Annotated in this window: 13 protein-coding genes; 5 read left to right on the forward strand and 8 right to left on the reverse strand. The window is 43.7% G+C overall.

Going from position 1 to position 15,199, the window contains the following annotated elements; all coding sequences use genetic code 11:
- Nucleotides 1-74: 74 nt before the first annotated feature.
- The 6 genes from yacG to pilB all read right to left on the reverse strand — a co-directional run bounded on the left by yacG (nucleotide 75) and on the right by pilB (nucleotide 6,018).
- On the reverse strand, nucleotides 75-284 hold the full coding sequence (gene yacG / locus L2717_RS09295) for a DNA gyrase inhibitor YacG (RefSeq protein ID WP_220774291.1): 210 nt from the start codon (nucleotides 282-284) through the stop codon (nucleotides 75-77).
- Nucleotides 285-375: 91 nt separating this feature from the next.
- Nucleotides 376-1,110 carry a cell division protein ZapD gene (gene zapD / locus L2717_RS09300; RefSeq protein WP_220774290.1) on the reverse strand — a complete coding sequence of 245 codons (735 nt, stop codon included), beginning with the start codon at nucleotides 1,108-1,110 and terminating at the stop codon, nucleotides 376-378.
- Entirely contained in the window at nucleotides 1,103-1,720 is a 618-nt protein-coding gene (gene coaE / locus L2717_RS09305; RefSeq protein ID WP_220774289.1) for a dephospho-CoA kinase, read from the reverse strand. Before coaE ends, zapD begins: the two co-directional genes overlap by 8 nt.
- A 161-nt stretch (nucleotides 1,721-1,881) precedes the next feature.
- Nucleotides 1,882-2,808, reverse strand: a complete 927-nt coding sequence (locus L2717_RS09310; RefSeq protein ID WP_220774288.1) for a prepilin peptidase — start codon at nucleotides 2,806-2,808, stop codon at nucleotides 1,882-1,884.
- A 51-nt stretch (nucleotides 2,809-2,859) separates the two neighbouring features.
- Complete coding sequence (locus L2717_RS09315) at nucleotides 2,860-4,128, reverse strand: type II secretion system F family protein (RefSeq protein WP_220774287.1); 1,269 nt, start codon at nucleotides 4,126-4,128, stop codon at nucleotides 2,860-2,862.
- A 177-nt stretch (nucleotides 4,129-4,305) separates the two neighbouring features.
- On the reverse strand, nucleotides 4,306-6,018 hold the full coding sequence (pilB, locus tag L2717_RS09320; protein WP_220774286.1) for a type IV-A pilus assembly ATPase PilB: 1,713 nt from the start codon (nucleotides 6,016-6,018) through the stop codon (nucleotides 4,306-4,308).
- A 383-nt stretch (nucleotides 6,019-6,401) separates the two neighbouring features.
- Here pilB and L2717_RS09325 point away from each other — a divergent pair, with 383 nt between their 5' ends.
- Complete coding sequence (locus L2717_RS09325) at nucleotides 6,402-7,778, forward strand: O-antigen ligase family protein (protein WP_248938035.1); 1,377 nt, start codon at nucleotides 6,402-6,404, stop codon at nucleotides 7,776-7,778.
- A gap of 81 nt (nucleotides 7,779-7,859) precedes the next feature.
- Here the strand turns inward: L2717_RS09325 and L2717_RS18130 are convergent, their stop codons facing one another.
- Both L2717_RS18130 and nadC read right to left on the reverse strand, forming a co-directional pair.
- Complete coding sequence (locus L2717_RS18130; protein ID WP_281421763.1) at nucleotides 7,860-8,222, reverse strand: prepilin-type N-terminal cleavage/methylation domain-containing protein; 363 nt, start codon at nucleotides 8,220-8,222, stop codon at nucleotides 7,860-7,862.
- Between the two features lie 523 nt (nucleotides 8,223-8,745).
- Nucleotides 8,746-9,627, reverse strand: a complete 882-nt coding sequence (nadC, locus tag L2717_RS09335; RefSeq protein ID WP_220772217.1) for a carboxylating nicotinate-nucleotide diphosphorylase — start codon at nucleotides 9,625-9,627, stop codon at nucleotides 8,746-8,748.
- Between the two features lie 249 nt (nucleotides 9,628-9,876).
- Between nadC and ampD the strand changes: the two genes are divergently transcribed.
- The 4 genes from ampD to aceE all read left to right on the forward strand — a co-directional run bounded on the left by ampD (nucleotide 9,877) and on the right by aceE (nucleotide 15,197).
- Complete coding sequence (gene ampD / locus L2717_RS09340; RefSeq protein WP_220772219.1) at nucleotides 9,877-10,440, forward strand: 1,6-anhydro-N-acetylmuramyl-L-alanine amidase AmpD; 564 nt, start codon at nucleotides 9,877-9,879, stop codon at nucleotides 10,438-10,440.
- Nucleotides 10,441-10,518: 78 nt separating this feature from the next.
- A complete protein-coding gene (gene ampE / locus L2717_RS09345) occupies nucleotides 10,519-11,370 on the forward strand; it encodes a beta-lactamase regulator AmpE (protein ID WP_220772220.1) in 852 nt (283 codons plus the stop codon).
- A 325-nt stretch (nucleotides 11,371-11,695) separates the two neighbouring features.
- The gene (gene pdhR / locus L2717_RS09350; RefSeq protein WP_220772222.1) at nucleotides 11,696-12,448 is read left to right on the forward strand and encodes a pyruvate dehydrogenase complex transcriptional repressor PdhR; all 753 of its coding nucleotides are present in this window, start codon (nucleotides 11,696-11,698) and stop codon (nucleotides 12,446-12,448) included.
- 82 nt (nucleotides 12,449-12,530) lie between these two features.
- Nucleotides 12,531-15,197, forward strand: coding sequence for a pyruvate dehydrogenase (acetyl-transferring), homodimeric type (gene aceE / locus L2717_RS09355; RefSeq protein ID WP_220772224.1), 2,667 nt, complete (start codon nucleotides 12,531-12,533; stop codon nucleotides 15,195-15,197).
- Nucleotides 15,198-15,199: the final 2 nt, after the last annotated feature.

Below are 15,199 nucleotides of genomic sequence, written 5' to 3' on the forward strand. Positions count from 1 at the left end.
TTGTCTATTGATTAGGGTTGGAAAAGTCATCACAGTGAGGATTTAAGCTGAGTATCGCTGCATCATGCTACAAATTATTCTTTGAAAAAGTCGCCTTCATCGAGATCAAACTCATCAAATGCTTCGGGATCAAATTCTGTTTTGACAGGGATAACATGTTTTTCTGATGCCCAATCGCCGAGATCAATCAGCTTACAGCGTTCGCTACAAAAGGGTTTAAAGGCCGATTGTGGTACCCATTCAACAGCAGTTTTACAAATGGGGCAGTTAACAGTTAATGGCATAATGGCTCTCTTGGTTTACGGCGATTCTTTGGGTTACAGCGATAATGCGTCTACCCCAACGAACGGTTTTCAGGCCGTTAGTGTAAAGGCTTCATGCACAGGTAGCCAGTAAGAAATCAATCGAACGGTCAGAGTGGCGTTGGTGTTCAAACTGTACAAAATGGATGGCAAAACGGTTTTTATGGCCGCTAATAGTAGGGTAGCAACCGTGAGCAGCATCGACTTTAACCCGCACTAAAGCGAGCGCTTGGGCGCTGTCGCCTTGATAAAAGCCTGCATGGGCAATGGCATTATCATAATGGGCGGTGCTACGAGTTAATTGCAGTAATAGTGCTATGGGTGTGAGTAAAGGCTCAAAATGTGCTATCCAAGTGCGATAATCCTGCTGTTTTTCTTCCCATGGCTTGGAGAGCCAAAAATGTAATTGCGGTAGGTCGAAGTTACAGCAAGCGCCTGGCATGCCAAAACGTTGTCGTAGTGCCGAGATAAAGCGGTCTTGTTTTAATTGGCTGCCGAAGCGTTCAGGTTTTTGTAGATGTTCGCGAGCTTGGGTGAGGGCGTTGATGTAAATATTAATTTGCTGGTGGTCGGCGCTGTCTAACTCTTGCCATTTATTGAGTTGCAGCAAGTGCCGCTCAATGTCTTTTAATATTTCATTGCGGTAATCACAGCGTTCAGATAATTCACACAGGGAAAACAGCGGATAAAAACAGCGATGTTGGTGGTCGTGGCTTAGGTTACTTTGCAGCTGCTTATCGAGATATTCGAGCCGCAAGTAGCTACGAATTTTCTCGTTTAAGGGCTGTTCGTAAACTAATTCAGTCATAGGCGTTATCATTACCCGATAATTGTAAATACTGCTGATGCAAGGCGAGCACCTGTCGTTTTAAGCTGGATATCTCTCCCTGATTATCAATAACATCATCGGCTTTAGCGAGCTTTTCACTACGACTACACTGACTATTGATGATGTTATTAACTTGCGACACATCAACATTGTCCCGCTTTACAGTACGGTTGACTTGTAACTCAGGCGAAATATCCACCACTAAAGTCCGATTGACTAACCTATCTAACCCATTCTCAAATAGCAAGGGCACTACCATAATTACGTAGGCTGAGGTGGCTTTTTCGACTTGAGCGAGCATTTCTGCGCGGATCATGGGGTGGAGTAATTGGTTTAACCATTCCCGTTCGTCTGGATGATTAAATATTCGTTGTCGCAGTTTGGCGCGGTCAAGCTCGCCCTCTAGGGTTAAAATCTCAGCGCCAAAATGGGCCTCAATCGCTTTAAGTCCGACAGAACCTTGAGCCACAACGTCACGGGCAACGATATCGGCATCGACTAAGGTAATCCCTTGTGCGGCAAATAAATTGGCGACAGTCGTTTTACCGCTACCGATGCCACCCGTTAAACCAACAATAAATTTGGACATAACTTTCTCTTAAAAGCCAAGAAGGACGAATCTCTACTAGGAGCTAGAGCGCTTCGCTGCTAAGGCGGACTTTGTCCTGCGAGAATCTATAAAGGCGAAGCCCGTTCTACATTTTCTAGCCGCTGCGTTTTTTGCAGCACCCTAGAAGGACGAAGTCCGCTCTATAGAGTTCCTAAATACCAATCCACAATTTGTTGACCAAAGAGCAGTGCTATCCAACCCGCCGCCGCAATATAAGGGCCAAATGGGATAGGGTTTCCTTGCTTGAGATGTTTACTGACAATCATAGTTACGCCAATAACAGCGCCGACAAGGGACGAGAGTAAAATCACCAGCGGCAGCATTTGCCAACCTAACCAAGCTCCGAATACGGCCAACAACTTAAAGTCGCCGTAGCCCATACCTTCTTTACCTGTGATTATTTTAAATAACCAGAAAATAGACCATAAACTTAAATAACCTACCGCTGCGCCAATAATGGCATCGGTTGGGCTGGCAAAGGTATGATTTAAATTAATAATCAAACCTAGCCAAAGCAAGGGCAAGGTCATTTGGTCGGGCAGTAGCATTTCATCTAGGTCAATCCCCGTGAGCGCTACCAGTACAAAGGTGAGTATGCTAGCAAATACAAATTGCCAGCTTGGGCCAAAATGCCAAGCGAGTGTTGCTACCAATAACCCTGTGATTAACTCAATAATGGGGTAGCGGGCAGAGATTGGCGCTTGGCAAGCTGCGCACTTACCTTTGAGCATTAGCCAGCTAAAAATGGGTAAGTTATGCCAAGGTTTAATAGCCGTTTTACACTTAGGGCAGGCAGAGCCTGGCAGCAGCAGGTTATATTTATCGGGGAAACTATCGATAGGTTTATTAAGTTTATCAATGCCGATTTGCGTAACGATATCGGCGTGATACTCCTGCAAATACTGGTTACATTCCTGCTGCCATTCGCGCTTCATCATCACCGGAAAGCGATGAATGACTACGTTTAAAAAACTGCCAATGGTGGCGGCAAAAATAAAGCTTAAAGCAATAAACAGCCAAGGGTTCTGGTTTAGAGATTGGCTAAAAAGAGAGATAAATTCATTCATTAACGGTTCTTATTATTAAATTATTAAAATTGCTGCAATTAAAGCGAGGCGCTAGCCTACGATATTTCCCATTTGGAAGATAGGCAGATACATACCAACAATTAAGCCACCTACCAGTGTACCAATGACCACCATCATCACTGGCTCTATCAAACTGGATAAACCATCCACGGCATCATCAACTTGCATCTCATAAATGTTGGCAACTTTATTGAGCATATTATCTAAGGAACCTGATTCTTCACCGATCATCACCATTTGCACCATCATGTCGGGGAATAGCCCCGTGGTTTGCATCGCAACGTTCATCTGCATCCCCGCCATTACTTCTTGGCGAATTTTTAATATCGATTTGCGATAAACCGCATTACCCGATGCGCCCGCGGCGGACTCCATACCATCAATTAAAGGCACGCCTGCGGCAAAGGTAGTGGCTAAGGTTCGGGCAAAGCGCGCCATGGCCGCTTTATGTAAAATATTACCAATAACGGGAATTTTAAGAATAATTTCATCGACTCTATCGCGCACCATTTGTGAGTTTCTATGGGCTCTTACGAACAGCCATATCGCCAGTACCACTGCCGCCAATATGATATACCAAGCAGCTTGCATCCATCGTGAAATACCCACAATGAGCTGAGTAAAGGCTGGCAGTTCTGCGCCAAAGCCTTTAAAAATATCTTCAAATTGTGGCACTACAAAAAGCAGTAATAACGAGGTCACCAATATAGCAACGATGACCACCGCAGCGGGGTAAAACATGGCTTTTTTAATTTTAGATTTAAGCTGTTCAGTTTTTTCTTTGTAGGTTGCAACCCGATCAAATACGGTATCGAGCGAGCCTGAGTGTTCACCTGCGGCAACTAAGTCGACATATAAGTCATCAAAGTAACGCCTATGGGGGCGCAGGGCATCGGATAAGGGAATACCCGATTGGATTTCAGTGAGGATGGTACCTAATAACTCACGCATTTTGGCTTTTTCGTGGCCACGGCCAAGCAGTTCAATGGTAGTCACCAAAGGTACGCCTGCTGCGAGCATAGTCGCGACTTGGCGGGTCATCATGGCGATATCCATCGGGGATATGTTAGCTTCACCGAGCTTAAACAGGGGAGAAGATTGCTTACGCACGCTTTTGGGGTTAACCCCTTGAGATTTAAGCTGGCTGCGGATTTCAGCCGCAGCCGCACCTCTGAGCTCACCGGATATTTTTTTACCGTCGCGATTAATGCCTTTCCATTCGAAGGTATAGATTTTTGGCTGGCTTTTTTTATCTGATTTTTTAGCGCGAGATTTTCTGCCCGTGGTTGCCGTTGCCATAAATGATCCCTATAAAATAAAATGTGTAAATAACCATTAACGGCAAACCACATTGATAACAGTAATGATGCCTGTGGGTTAAGGCCGACTATGTATCGATTATGGCTAATATTAGCTGAAACATAGGCGTTACTAAAATCTAGCGTTAACTTAATACTATTGTCACGCAAGCATGGTCTAGCCAAAACTGGTAACGCGGTTGACCTCAGCAATACTGGTGACACCGTGGATCACTTTTAATAATCCCGATTGACGTAAATCTCGCATGCCTTGCGCTTTAGCTTGGGAGGCAATTTGTAAGGAGTTACCGCCCTCCATAATAGTACGGGCTATTTCATCGGACATTTTCATGACTTCGTAAATACCGACTCGGCCTTTATAGCCGCCAGAGCAATGCTCACAGCCTACAGGTTTAAAGGTGGTAAAGCCTTGGGTAATCAGCGCTTGGCTAAAGCCTAAACGTTGTAATTCATGCTCTGGGACAACTTCAGCTTGTTTGCATTCGGGGCAGAGACGGCGGGCAAGGCGCTGGGCAATAATCAAATTCACTGAACTGGCGATATTATAACCTGGTACGCCCATGTTGATTAAACGGGTCAAGGTTTCAGCGGCCGAGTTAGTGTGCAATGTGGATAATACTAAGTGGCCTGTTTGCGCGGCCTTAATGGCAATTTCGGCGGTTTCTAGATCGCGAATTTCACCGACCATTACTACATCAGGGTCTTGGCGTAAAAATGAGCGTAGCGCCGAGGCAAAAGTCAGCCCTGCTTTTAAATTAATGTGAACTTGGTTAACGCCTTCAAGGTTAATTTCAACCGGATCTTCGGCGGTCGAAATATTGCGCTCTTCGGTATTGAGAATATTTAACCCAGTATAGAGTGATACCGTTTTACCGGAACCAGTCGGGCCTGTGACTAAAATCATCCCTTGGGGTTTGGCCAGCATTTCAAGGTAGAGCTTTTCTTGGTCTGGCTCGTAGCCGAGTTTTTCGATGCCCAATTGCGCGGAGGAAGAGTCTAAAATCCGCATTACAATTTTTTCGCCCCACAGGGTTGGCAAAGTGCTGACCCGAAAGTCGATAGACTTAGTGCGCGATAGTTTCATTTTAATGCGGCCATCTTGTGGCACGCGGCGCTCGGCAATATCGAGCTTTGACATCACCTTTAAACGGGCAGATAAACGTCCCGCTAAGCTGATGGGCGGCTCTGATACTTCATGCAATATGCCGTCAATACGAAAACGAATGCGGTAACGCTTTTCATAGGGTTCAAAGTGTAAATCCGACGCACCTTTGCGAATTGCATCGGTTAAAATTTTATTAATATAAATCACAATCGGCGCGTCATCACTGGCTTCACCTGCGGACTCATCGCTACGATTGTTAGTATCGGTAATTTCTATAGCCGCTAGCGCTGCTTCATCCATGCCGCCTAGATCAAGGCCGCTGATATCTTCTTCGAGGATTTTCTCTAATGCTTTTGCTAGCTTATCTTCTTCTACCAAAATCGCTTCGGCGTGCAGGCCAGCACTAAATTGAAAGTCTTCTAGGGCTGCGATATTGGTGGGGTCAGAGGTGCCAATATAAAGGCGATTACCGCGTTTAAATAATGGCAGGCAGCGGTGTTTTTCGATTAGTTTTTTATTGAGGAACTCTTCTGGGATGGAGCCTAAATCAAATTCATTTAAATCCAGCAGCGGCGTGCCATATTCTTCATAACAAAGCTCTGCAATTGCACGGGCGGATATGAGTTTGCTTTGGACTAAGGTACTCACCAGCGCATGTTTGTTTTGGCGGGATTTAGTGATGGCACTGGCCATCTGCTCTTCACTTAGCAGGCCCTTACGGGTAAACAGGGTCGATAAACCCAAATGTAGGCCTGTAGATGGCATAGAGACTCCAGTTGTACAAAAGTGTTAAAATAATAACGTCTTTCTAGCATTTTGTCATGCTTAGTCTATTGAAAAAGCTATTATTTAGAGCATGATAACAAGTGTACACTATGGTTCGTCAAAACTTTGAAATAATAGGGGAATTGATTATTCTGTTAACAAGGTTTTACTCATATGCTGTACGCATGACTTCCTTTTGTTGGCGCTGCATCTCTACCTGATTAAAACCGTACTCAATAGGTTAAATTAGGAGTTTTGATGAAATATATTTTTATTGTAATTAATCTATTTTAAATATCAAAAACGAATCTAATGCATAAATTGATTGGTATGATAGCCAATAATTGTGCGCGTTAGATAAGATGTAAAAATGGAGTATTTATATGCCGTTGAGAGCCTACTCTTGGATGGTAGTCATAGCATTCTTATGTGTTTTTTTGCTTGGAACAGTGTTTGCAGTTAACTTTTCTCACTTTATAGGCGTTGATAATGAATACGATATAAAGCGTATTCTGGTGATTGGCTTTATTTGGTTTTATGCGTTGGGATTATGCTTTGTTAAGGGCGTTGAGCTGGTAAGAGTGTCAACAGTAAGCTTACTATCTTTAAGTCTTTTTTTTGTGTTAGCTATCGCATCTGCATTTGCCAGTAAACACCCTTTTTGGGGAATAGTTGAAATTGCTAATAACGGATTACTTATTACGGCGTTTTATTTATTTACGATAAGCATGAAAGCTATTCAGCGCGATAGTTTAAACTTTGCAGTTTATGTCGGTATTTTACTGTTTTCTATACTAACGCTTGTTAAATACATTTTATTTTTATTTTTTTCTTATGCAGATACCCAAAGTTTTGACATTCATGGCTTGTTATCTGGTTACGTAAATGTGCGTTTTTTTAATCAGCTACAGGTAATGGTAGTACCATTATTATTGTTACCATTTTTCAATCAACATTTAGCTAAGTTCAAACGTATATCTATGGTGATGATTGCATTGCATTGGGTTGTGTTATTACAGACGGAAGCTCGGGGGGCAATGATATCTCTTATTCTGGCATTAACTATACTTTTATATTTTGTTAATGCAGAAGCACGCAAAAAACTCGTTTTACTTACACTAAAAACAATATTGTCTGGCATTTTTTTGTGGCTGGTGTTTATCGTTATTATCCCTTATTGGTTAATTAATGGGGCTAATTTTCAAATAAGAACAAGCAGCTCAGGGCGATTAGATTTATGGTTGTATGTTCTTCAATCTATCTCAGATAGTCCATTGCTTGGGTTTGGCCCCATGAGTTTTTCTTGGGCTGAAGGTAAGCCGTTACCTAACGCCCACCCACACAACTCAGTTATGCAGTTACTTTATGAATACGGAATTATCAGCTGCATTGTTATGATAGGATGGGTAATGAGCCGCGTTTATTATAGATTGCGATATTTATCTCAAGTTACTTGTTTATCTCAAGATACTACGACGGCAACTATCCCAGTGACCTACGCGCTGTTATCTGGCCTTGTTTATTCATTATTTAGCGGTGTGATGGTTATGCCGTTTGCTCAGTTGATGTTGGTTTTTGTGATTGCGATGCAAGTACAAGATAATGTATTTCAGTTTTATAAAGCGGGTATATGGACCAAAATAATATTATTTTTAATGGTGAACGTTATGACGCTAGTATTAATGAATAGCTATAAGAATGAGGAATTGCTCCCAGCCTTGTTTCCTCGTGTGTGGTTGAATGGATTAATTCATTACTGAGTTGAATGCGGGATATATTAAATTTTGGAAGTATAAGAAAGCCGCTATTGTTAGCGGCTTTTTTGGTTCAAAACAATGTACTTAAGAACCGGCTTTACAGGTGGCATTTGCCCAATCACAGCTGATAGTGGTCGTATTTTCATCTCTTGCTTTGGTTGTTACAGTATCTTTTAGAGATGCCATATCTGTTGGTGCTGTGATTACAACGCTACATGCGCTAGCTGTATGAGTTGGTACTACTGTTAATTCGCCTATAACAGCCGCAGAAGCAGCTTTTACATATGTAGAAGCTTCACTCAAACAGGCGTTGATTTTACCTTTGTTAACGTATTCCTTATAAGCTGGCAATGCGATGGCTGCCAAAATACCGATAATGGCGACAACGATCATTAATTCAATTAGGGTAAAACCCTGGGCTTTTTTACGTAAATTCATGGCTTTCATTTTTCTCTCCACTCACTAATGTGTAGTCACTATTGGTTGTGGTTCATATGCTGGTCATATGATACGCACTTGCTAGCAACCCTTTGTTGAATACGGCATTAAACACAACTATTGTGTTACACCATAAAGGCTTAACCTTGTCAAACTTTGTTACTGTTTATGTTAACAAATCCATTTGTATAACTTATTTTAATCCTTGCAACATTTAACAGTGCACCGCTGTTCTGGAATGGCCGCTGCGTCACAACGTATACGTATTGGCTGTTTAAATGACACTCCAGTGCTGACATCAGATGGAGTTGACCTAATGGTCTGTCCACCTTTGTGAAAGTTAGTACAAAGTTACATTAAATGAAACAACTTTTAAGCATAAAGCGTTAATAAATTATGCTTTTGCATCGCTTTTACATAAAACAGCTCAATGTTTAATCATTAATTTATAACAAAATTTTAACTATGGTTGTTTTGCTTGGGTAAATCCGTTTATCGGAAAATTTAGGTTTTTTAACCTCATGGAGAGAATTTAGGCTTTTAATCTCATCGATAGATCTAAGGCGCGTACATGCTTGGTGAGCGCGCCAACGGAGATATAATCCACCCCAGTTTTGGCAAACTCGGCTAAGGTGTCTAGCGTGACATTACCAGATACTTCAAGCAAAGCGCCGTGGCCTTTGGCTTTGTATTGATTATTCATTTCAACGGCCTCGAGCATCATAGTCACGTCAAAGTTATCTAACATGATGATATCAGTGCCCGCATTGAGGGCTAAGTCGAGTTCGTTGAGTGATTCGACCTCCACCTCAACTGGCTTATTGGGGTACAAGCTACGGGCAGTGTCTACTGCTTGGCGAATGCTGCCGCAGGCCATGATGTGGTTTTCTTTAATTAAAAAAGCATCATATAAACCCATTCTGTGGTTTTTACCGCCGCCGCAGGTCACGGCATATTTTTGCGCGGTACGCAGGCCTGGAATGGTTTTGCGTGTATCTAATAAGCGCGTGTGAGTGCCTGCCAACTTATCGACATAATGTTTGGTTAAGGTGGCGACGCCAGATAAGGTTTGGATAAAGTTCATTGCGGTGCGCTCGCCGGTGAGAATAATGCGCGCAGGGCCTGAGAGTTCGCATAACAGCTGGTTGGGTAATACTAAATCGCCATCATCGACGTGCCAGTGTAATGCCACTTCGCCGCCCAATTGATTAAACACTTGCTCTGCCCAGGCTTTACCACAAAAAACGCCTTCTTCACGGGTGATAAGTGTTGCTTGGGCATGTTTATCTGCAGGAATTAATAGCGCGGTAATATCACCATAGGCAATGGCTTTAGTCTGGTCGTTGATTTCGGTGCCGCCTAAGTCTTCATTTAAGGCGGATTTGACTGCGTGACGAATATCGTTTTCTAACATGGGTGGGATCCTTGCATGACTGCCTATGTACATTTTGTCTTAAGATTACCACGCCCTAGGGTCCCACGGAACAGGTTGCCGACTTGTGTTTAAGTTGTGGCTATTACTGTTGTAGTGGGCTAGCGTCATCTATAAGTATACTTTTTTGCTGTATTTTCATTGCACTCTGCGTTGTGTGTTTCTTCTTTGCGCGGGTGAATGCTGGTAGAGTAATCCTGTTTAATAGCAGGATGCAGAGGATAAGCAGATATGCGGTTTGATTCAGGTTGGTGTGATGGGGCGCTGCGCTGCGTGTCGCCGCATTTTAATCAACGCCCCTTGGGTGAAGTGAGCTTGTTGGTGATCCACAATATCAGCCTGCCCGCGGGTTGCTTTGGCTTACCCTATATTGATCAGTTATTTCAAGGCTGTTTAGATACCGATGCCGATGCCAGTTTTGCACCGCTGCAAGGGTTACAAGTCTCGGCACATTTTTTAATTCGCCGCAATGGCGAGCGCGTGCAGTATGTGAGTTGTGACGACAGGGCTTGGCATGCGGGCTTGTCGCGCTATGGAGAACGGGATAATTGTAATGATTTTTCGATAGGTATTGAGTTAGAAGGTACCGATACAGAGCCTTATACTGACGAGCAATATCAATCGCTTATCGAGTTGACGCAGGCATTATTGCTTGAGTATCCATTATTAACGACTGACCGTATTGTGGGGCATTGTGATATTGCGCCAATACGTAAAACGGATCCGGGACAAAGTTTTGCGTGGGAGAGATATTTAGGAAAACTAAAAGAATATACTGAGGCCATGCGCTCTTAGGTTATTTTTAGCTCCTAAACCTTAGCATATTTCTCATAAACCTAAGTTATTTATGGACAAATTATAGAGGTACAGCCCATGGCATTATTTTCACTCTTGGTCGCTATTTTAGTGGAGCGACTTAAATTTTTGCCTGCATCGTGGCAATGTGACCGATTATTGCAATCCTACCAAGCGACTTTTTTTGGCGATAAAGCGTCACTGACAAAGGTGATGATGGCGATAGCGTTAGTGTTGCCCGCTTTGTTTATCTATGTTTTAAGCTGGTTAGTGGCGGGGATGTTTTGGGGGCTGCTGAGTTTAGCCTTGTGGGTTTTAGTGGCGGTAGTGTGTTTTAACCATCAAAAACAGCGGGATATTTTTAAAAAATATATGCAGGCGGCTTGCCGCTCTGATGTGCAGGCTTGCTACCACTATGCGGCAGAACTCGATTGTAGTGAGTGTTTAGATGCGGTATCTGAAAAGGATCTTGGTATTAAAGTTGGCCAGAGCGTAGCTTGGATTAACTATCGTTATTATGGCGCCGTAGCCCTGTATCTGATTTTTTTAGGCCCAGTAGGTGCAATGCTTTATTGCACTGTGCGCTTTTATGCTGAGGAAAGTGCGCGTAAATCCCTTGAACTGCCTTTAGTTAATCAGGTGATTACTTTACTGGATTGGTTACCCAGCCGTATTTTTGCCTTCGGTTATGCGTTAAGTGGCCAATTTAGTGAAGGTTTAACCGCATGGCGCCGTTATAGTTTGAGCTTAAATAGCAGTGCCCGTACTGTGGTTACTGAAACAGCATTAGCGGCGCAACCGTTGCCAGAAGTCGCAACTGCACCTATATGTGTACAGTCCACCTTGGCGTTATTAGTACTGAGTAAACGTAACTTTACACTTATTGTGGCAATACTGGCGTTACTGACGATATTAGGTTTAGTGAACTAAAGCAGTATTGCGGTTTAACCTTTATGTTTTATGCTGTGATGCGTTTAAACCTGAGTGCCTTACATTCAGGTTTAAACTTTAGATTTGTTTTTAGTCATTGCCGCGTTAGCTTAAAGTGATCATCAGCGCCAATATTGCGGCGGTTCTGTCAAATGGTCTGACCCCATAAAACTTTTTTTCGGCTATGCTGTTTCAGCGTGAGCCTCAATGATCCAGATCGATTTGTAGCAACTAATTTCAATCTGGACATCAAAACAGCGATTTGATAAAGTGCGCTCACTCAAAAAAATTGGTAAGACCAATTTACAGCGGAGCAGTGCGCGTGATGGCCTATAGTAAAATTAGTCAGCCAAAGATTTCTGATGTGATCATGGCTCAATTAGAGCGGATGATTCTAGAAGGCAGTTTACAGCCTGGTCAGAAGTTACCGCCAGAACGCGAGCTGTCAATTCAGTTTGAAGTGTCTCGGCCTTCTTTGCGTGAAGCGATTCAAAAGCTTGAGGCAAAAGGACTGTTAATGCGTCGCCAAGGTGGTGGCACTTATGTTAAAGAGCAACTCTGGCAGAGTCTTGCCGATCCCATTGTTGAACTGATGAATTCTGACACAGAGAGTCAATATGACTTGCTGGAGTTCCGCCATGCTACCGAAGGCATGATGGCGTATTATGCAGCGTTGCGCGGTACTGACGCTGATATGCAAAATATCAAACGTATGATCCTCGAGGTGGAAGCCGCCACCGATATCGAACAAAAAGCTGCTGCGATTGTGCGTTTTTATCGTGCGGTTGCCGAAGCCTCGCATAACGTGGCTATGTTACATCTTGTTCTCAGTTTAACCCCTGTGCTGCATCAAAATGTGGCGCAAAACCTGGAGCTTTTAAGCCGCCGCGAAGAAGCTTCTACCAAGGCTAACGAACACAGACGGGCTTTGCTCGCTGCCATCGTTCGTCGTGATCCCGAAGCCGCCAGAGAAGCCTCGAACGAACATTTAAGTTATATCGAAGAGGTGATGTTATCTGTGCGGGAAGAAGATAGCCGGTTGCAGCGAAGCTTGCGCCGCTTAAAAAGTGGCGCTTAAGTTCCTGTGATTTAGCCCTTCGCTAAATCGGAATATGCCGCAAACACCATTCATTATCATGTATATAGAGAAGGACAGTGTCATGTCTGAAGATATGCTACAAGACGTAGATCCATTAGAGACTCAGGAATGGGTTGATGCCCTGCAAGCCGTATTGGAACAAGAAGGTCCAGAGCGCGCACATTTTTTACTCGAAAAGCTGATCGATAAAGCGCGCCGTAATGGTACACACTTACCTTACACTGCGACGACGGCTTATTTAAACACTATCCCTGCTGGTCAAGAACCGCACATGCCTGGCAACCAAGAGATGGAACGTCGCATTCGCGCTATCATCCGCTGGAACGCATTAGCTATGGTACTGCGTGGTTCTAAGAAAGATTTAGAGCTAGGTGGACATATCGCGAGTTTCTCGTCTAGCGCAACAATCTATGACGTCTGTTTTAACCACTTTTTCCGTGCCCCAAATGAAAAAGACGGTGGCGATTTAGTGTATTTCCAAGGCCATATCGCCCCTGGTATTTACGCTCGTTCATTCTTAGAAGGTCGTTTAACTGAAGAACAATTGGCTAACTTCCGTCAAGAAGTCGATGGCAAAGGTTTATCTTCTTATCCGCATCCTAAACTGATGCCGAGCTATTGGCAGTTCCCAACGGTTTCTATGGGTTTAGGGCCAATCCAAGCGATTTATCAGGCGCGCTTCTTAAAGTACCTGACTGACCGCGGTATTAAAGATTGCTCAGCACAAACGGTTTATTGTTTCTTAGGTGATGGCGAGTGTGACGAACCCGAAGCCTTAGGCGCAATTGGTTTAGCTGCCCGTGAAGAATTAGACAACTTAGTCTTTATCGTTAACTGTAACTTACAGCGCCTTGATGGTCCTGTTCGCGGTAACGGTAAGATTATCCAAGAACTTGAAGGCGAATTCCGTGGCGCAGGCTGGGAAGTCGTTAAAGTAATTTGGGGACGTTATTGGGATCCATTATTGGCCCGTGACACCAGCGGTAAATTATTACAGTTAATGGAAGAAACCGTTGACGGTGAATACCAAAACTGTAAAGCCAAAGGTGGCGCTTATACTCGCGAACACTTCTTTGGTAAGTACCCAGAAACCGCTGAAATGGTTGTTAATATGTCAGATGATGACATTTGGCGCTTAAATCGTGGTGGTCATGATCCTGTTAAAGTGTATGCCGCATTAGAACATGCACAAAAAACCAAGGGTCGTCCAACCGTTATTCTGGCTAAAACCGTTAAAGGTTATGGCTTAGGTGATGCGGGTGAAGGTAAGAACATCGCTCACAACGTCAAAAAAATGGGTGCTGAATCGATTCGCTACTTCCGCGATCGCTTTAATATTCCTATTCCAGATGACCAGTTAGAAGACTTGCCTTTCTATCATCCAGGTCCTGACTCTGAAGAAGTAAAATACATGATGAGCCGTCGTGAAGCGCTGCATGGTAGCGTGCCACAACGTCGTCAAAAGTTTACTGAAGAGTTAGAAATCCCATCATTGAAAATTTTCGATTCAATTTTACAGGGCTCAAATGGCCGTGAAATTTCATCGACGATGGCATTTGTCCGTGTACTAACCGCACTGCTAAAAGATAAGAAAATTGGTAAGAAGATTGTGCCGATTATTCCTGATGAAGCACGTACTTTTGGTATGGAAGGTCTGTTCCGTCAAGTGGGTATTTATGCTCACGAAGGCCAAAAATACGTACCGCAAGATTCTGATCAAGTGGCTTACTACCGCGAAGATAAAACCGGTCAAGTGTTGCAAGAAGGCATTAACGAGCTCGGTGCAATGTCATCATGGGTAGCGGCTGCGACCAGCTACTCGGTTAACGATGTACCGATGATCCCGTTCTATATTTACTACTCTATGTTCGGCTTCCAACGTATTGGCGACATGGCATGGGCGGCAGGTGATATCCGTGCTCGTGGTTTCTTAGTAGGCGGAACGTCTGGCCGTACAACGCTAAACGGTGAAGGACTGCAGCATCAAGATGGTCACAGCCACGTATTGGCGAACACTATCCCTAACTGTATTTCTTACGACCCAACTTACGGCTACGAAATCGCCGTTGTGGTGCAAGATGGTATTCGTCGTATGTACGGTGAAAGTCAAGAAGATATCTTCTACTACTTGACTACAATGAACGAAAACTATGAGCAACCTGCCATGCCAGAAGGCGCGGAAGAAGGCATAGTCAAAGGTATCTACAAGTTAGAAACCGTTGCGGGTTCAGGTAAAGGCAAGGTTCAATTATTGAGCTGTGGCACCATTTTGGAACAAACTCGTAAAGCGGCGCAAGCACTGGCGAAAGACTTTGGTATCACAGCCGACGTATTTAGCGTAACCAGCTTTAACGAACTGGCCCGTGATGGCCAAGCGGTTGAACGCTGGAACATGCTGCACCCAACGCAAACGCCAAAACAAGCCTATATCAGCCAAGTGATTTCAAGCGATTCGCCTGCCATTACTGCTACTGACTATATGAAGATTTACGGCGAACAATTACGTGCTTTCATGCCAACCGATTACAAAGTATTAGGTACTGACGGTTTTGGTCGCAGCGACAGCCGCGAAAACTTACGTCATCACTTCGAAGTCGATGCTAAGTTCATCGTGATTGCGGCGCTGAAATCACTGGTAGATCGTAAAGAACTGCCTGTTGATGTGTTAGCAAAAGCCATTAAAGAATATGGCATTGATGTTGACAAGATCAATCCACAGTACGCGTAAGA

It is taken from the genome of Shewanella glacialipiscicola (assembly GCF_023283485.1).
Lineage (GTDB): Bacteria > Pseudomonadota > Gammaproteobacteria > Enterobacterales > Shewanellaceae > Shewanella > Shewanella glacialipiscicola.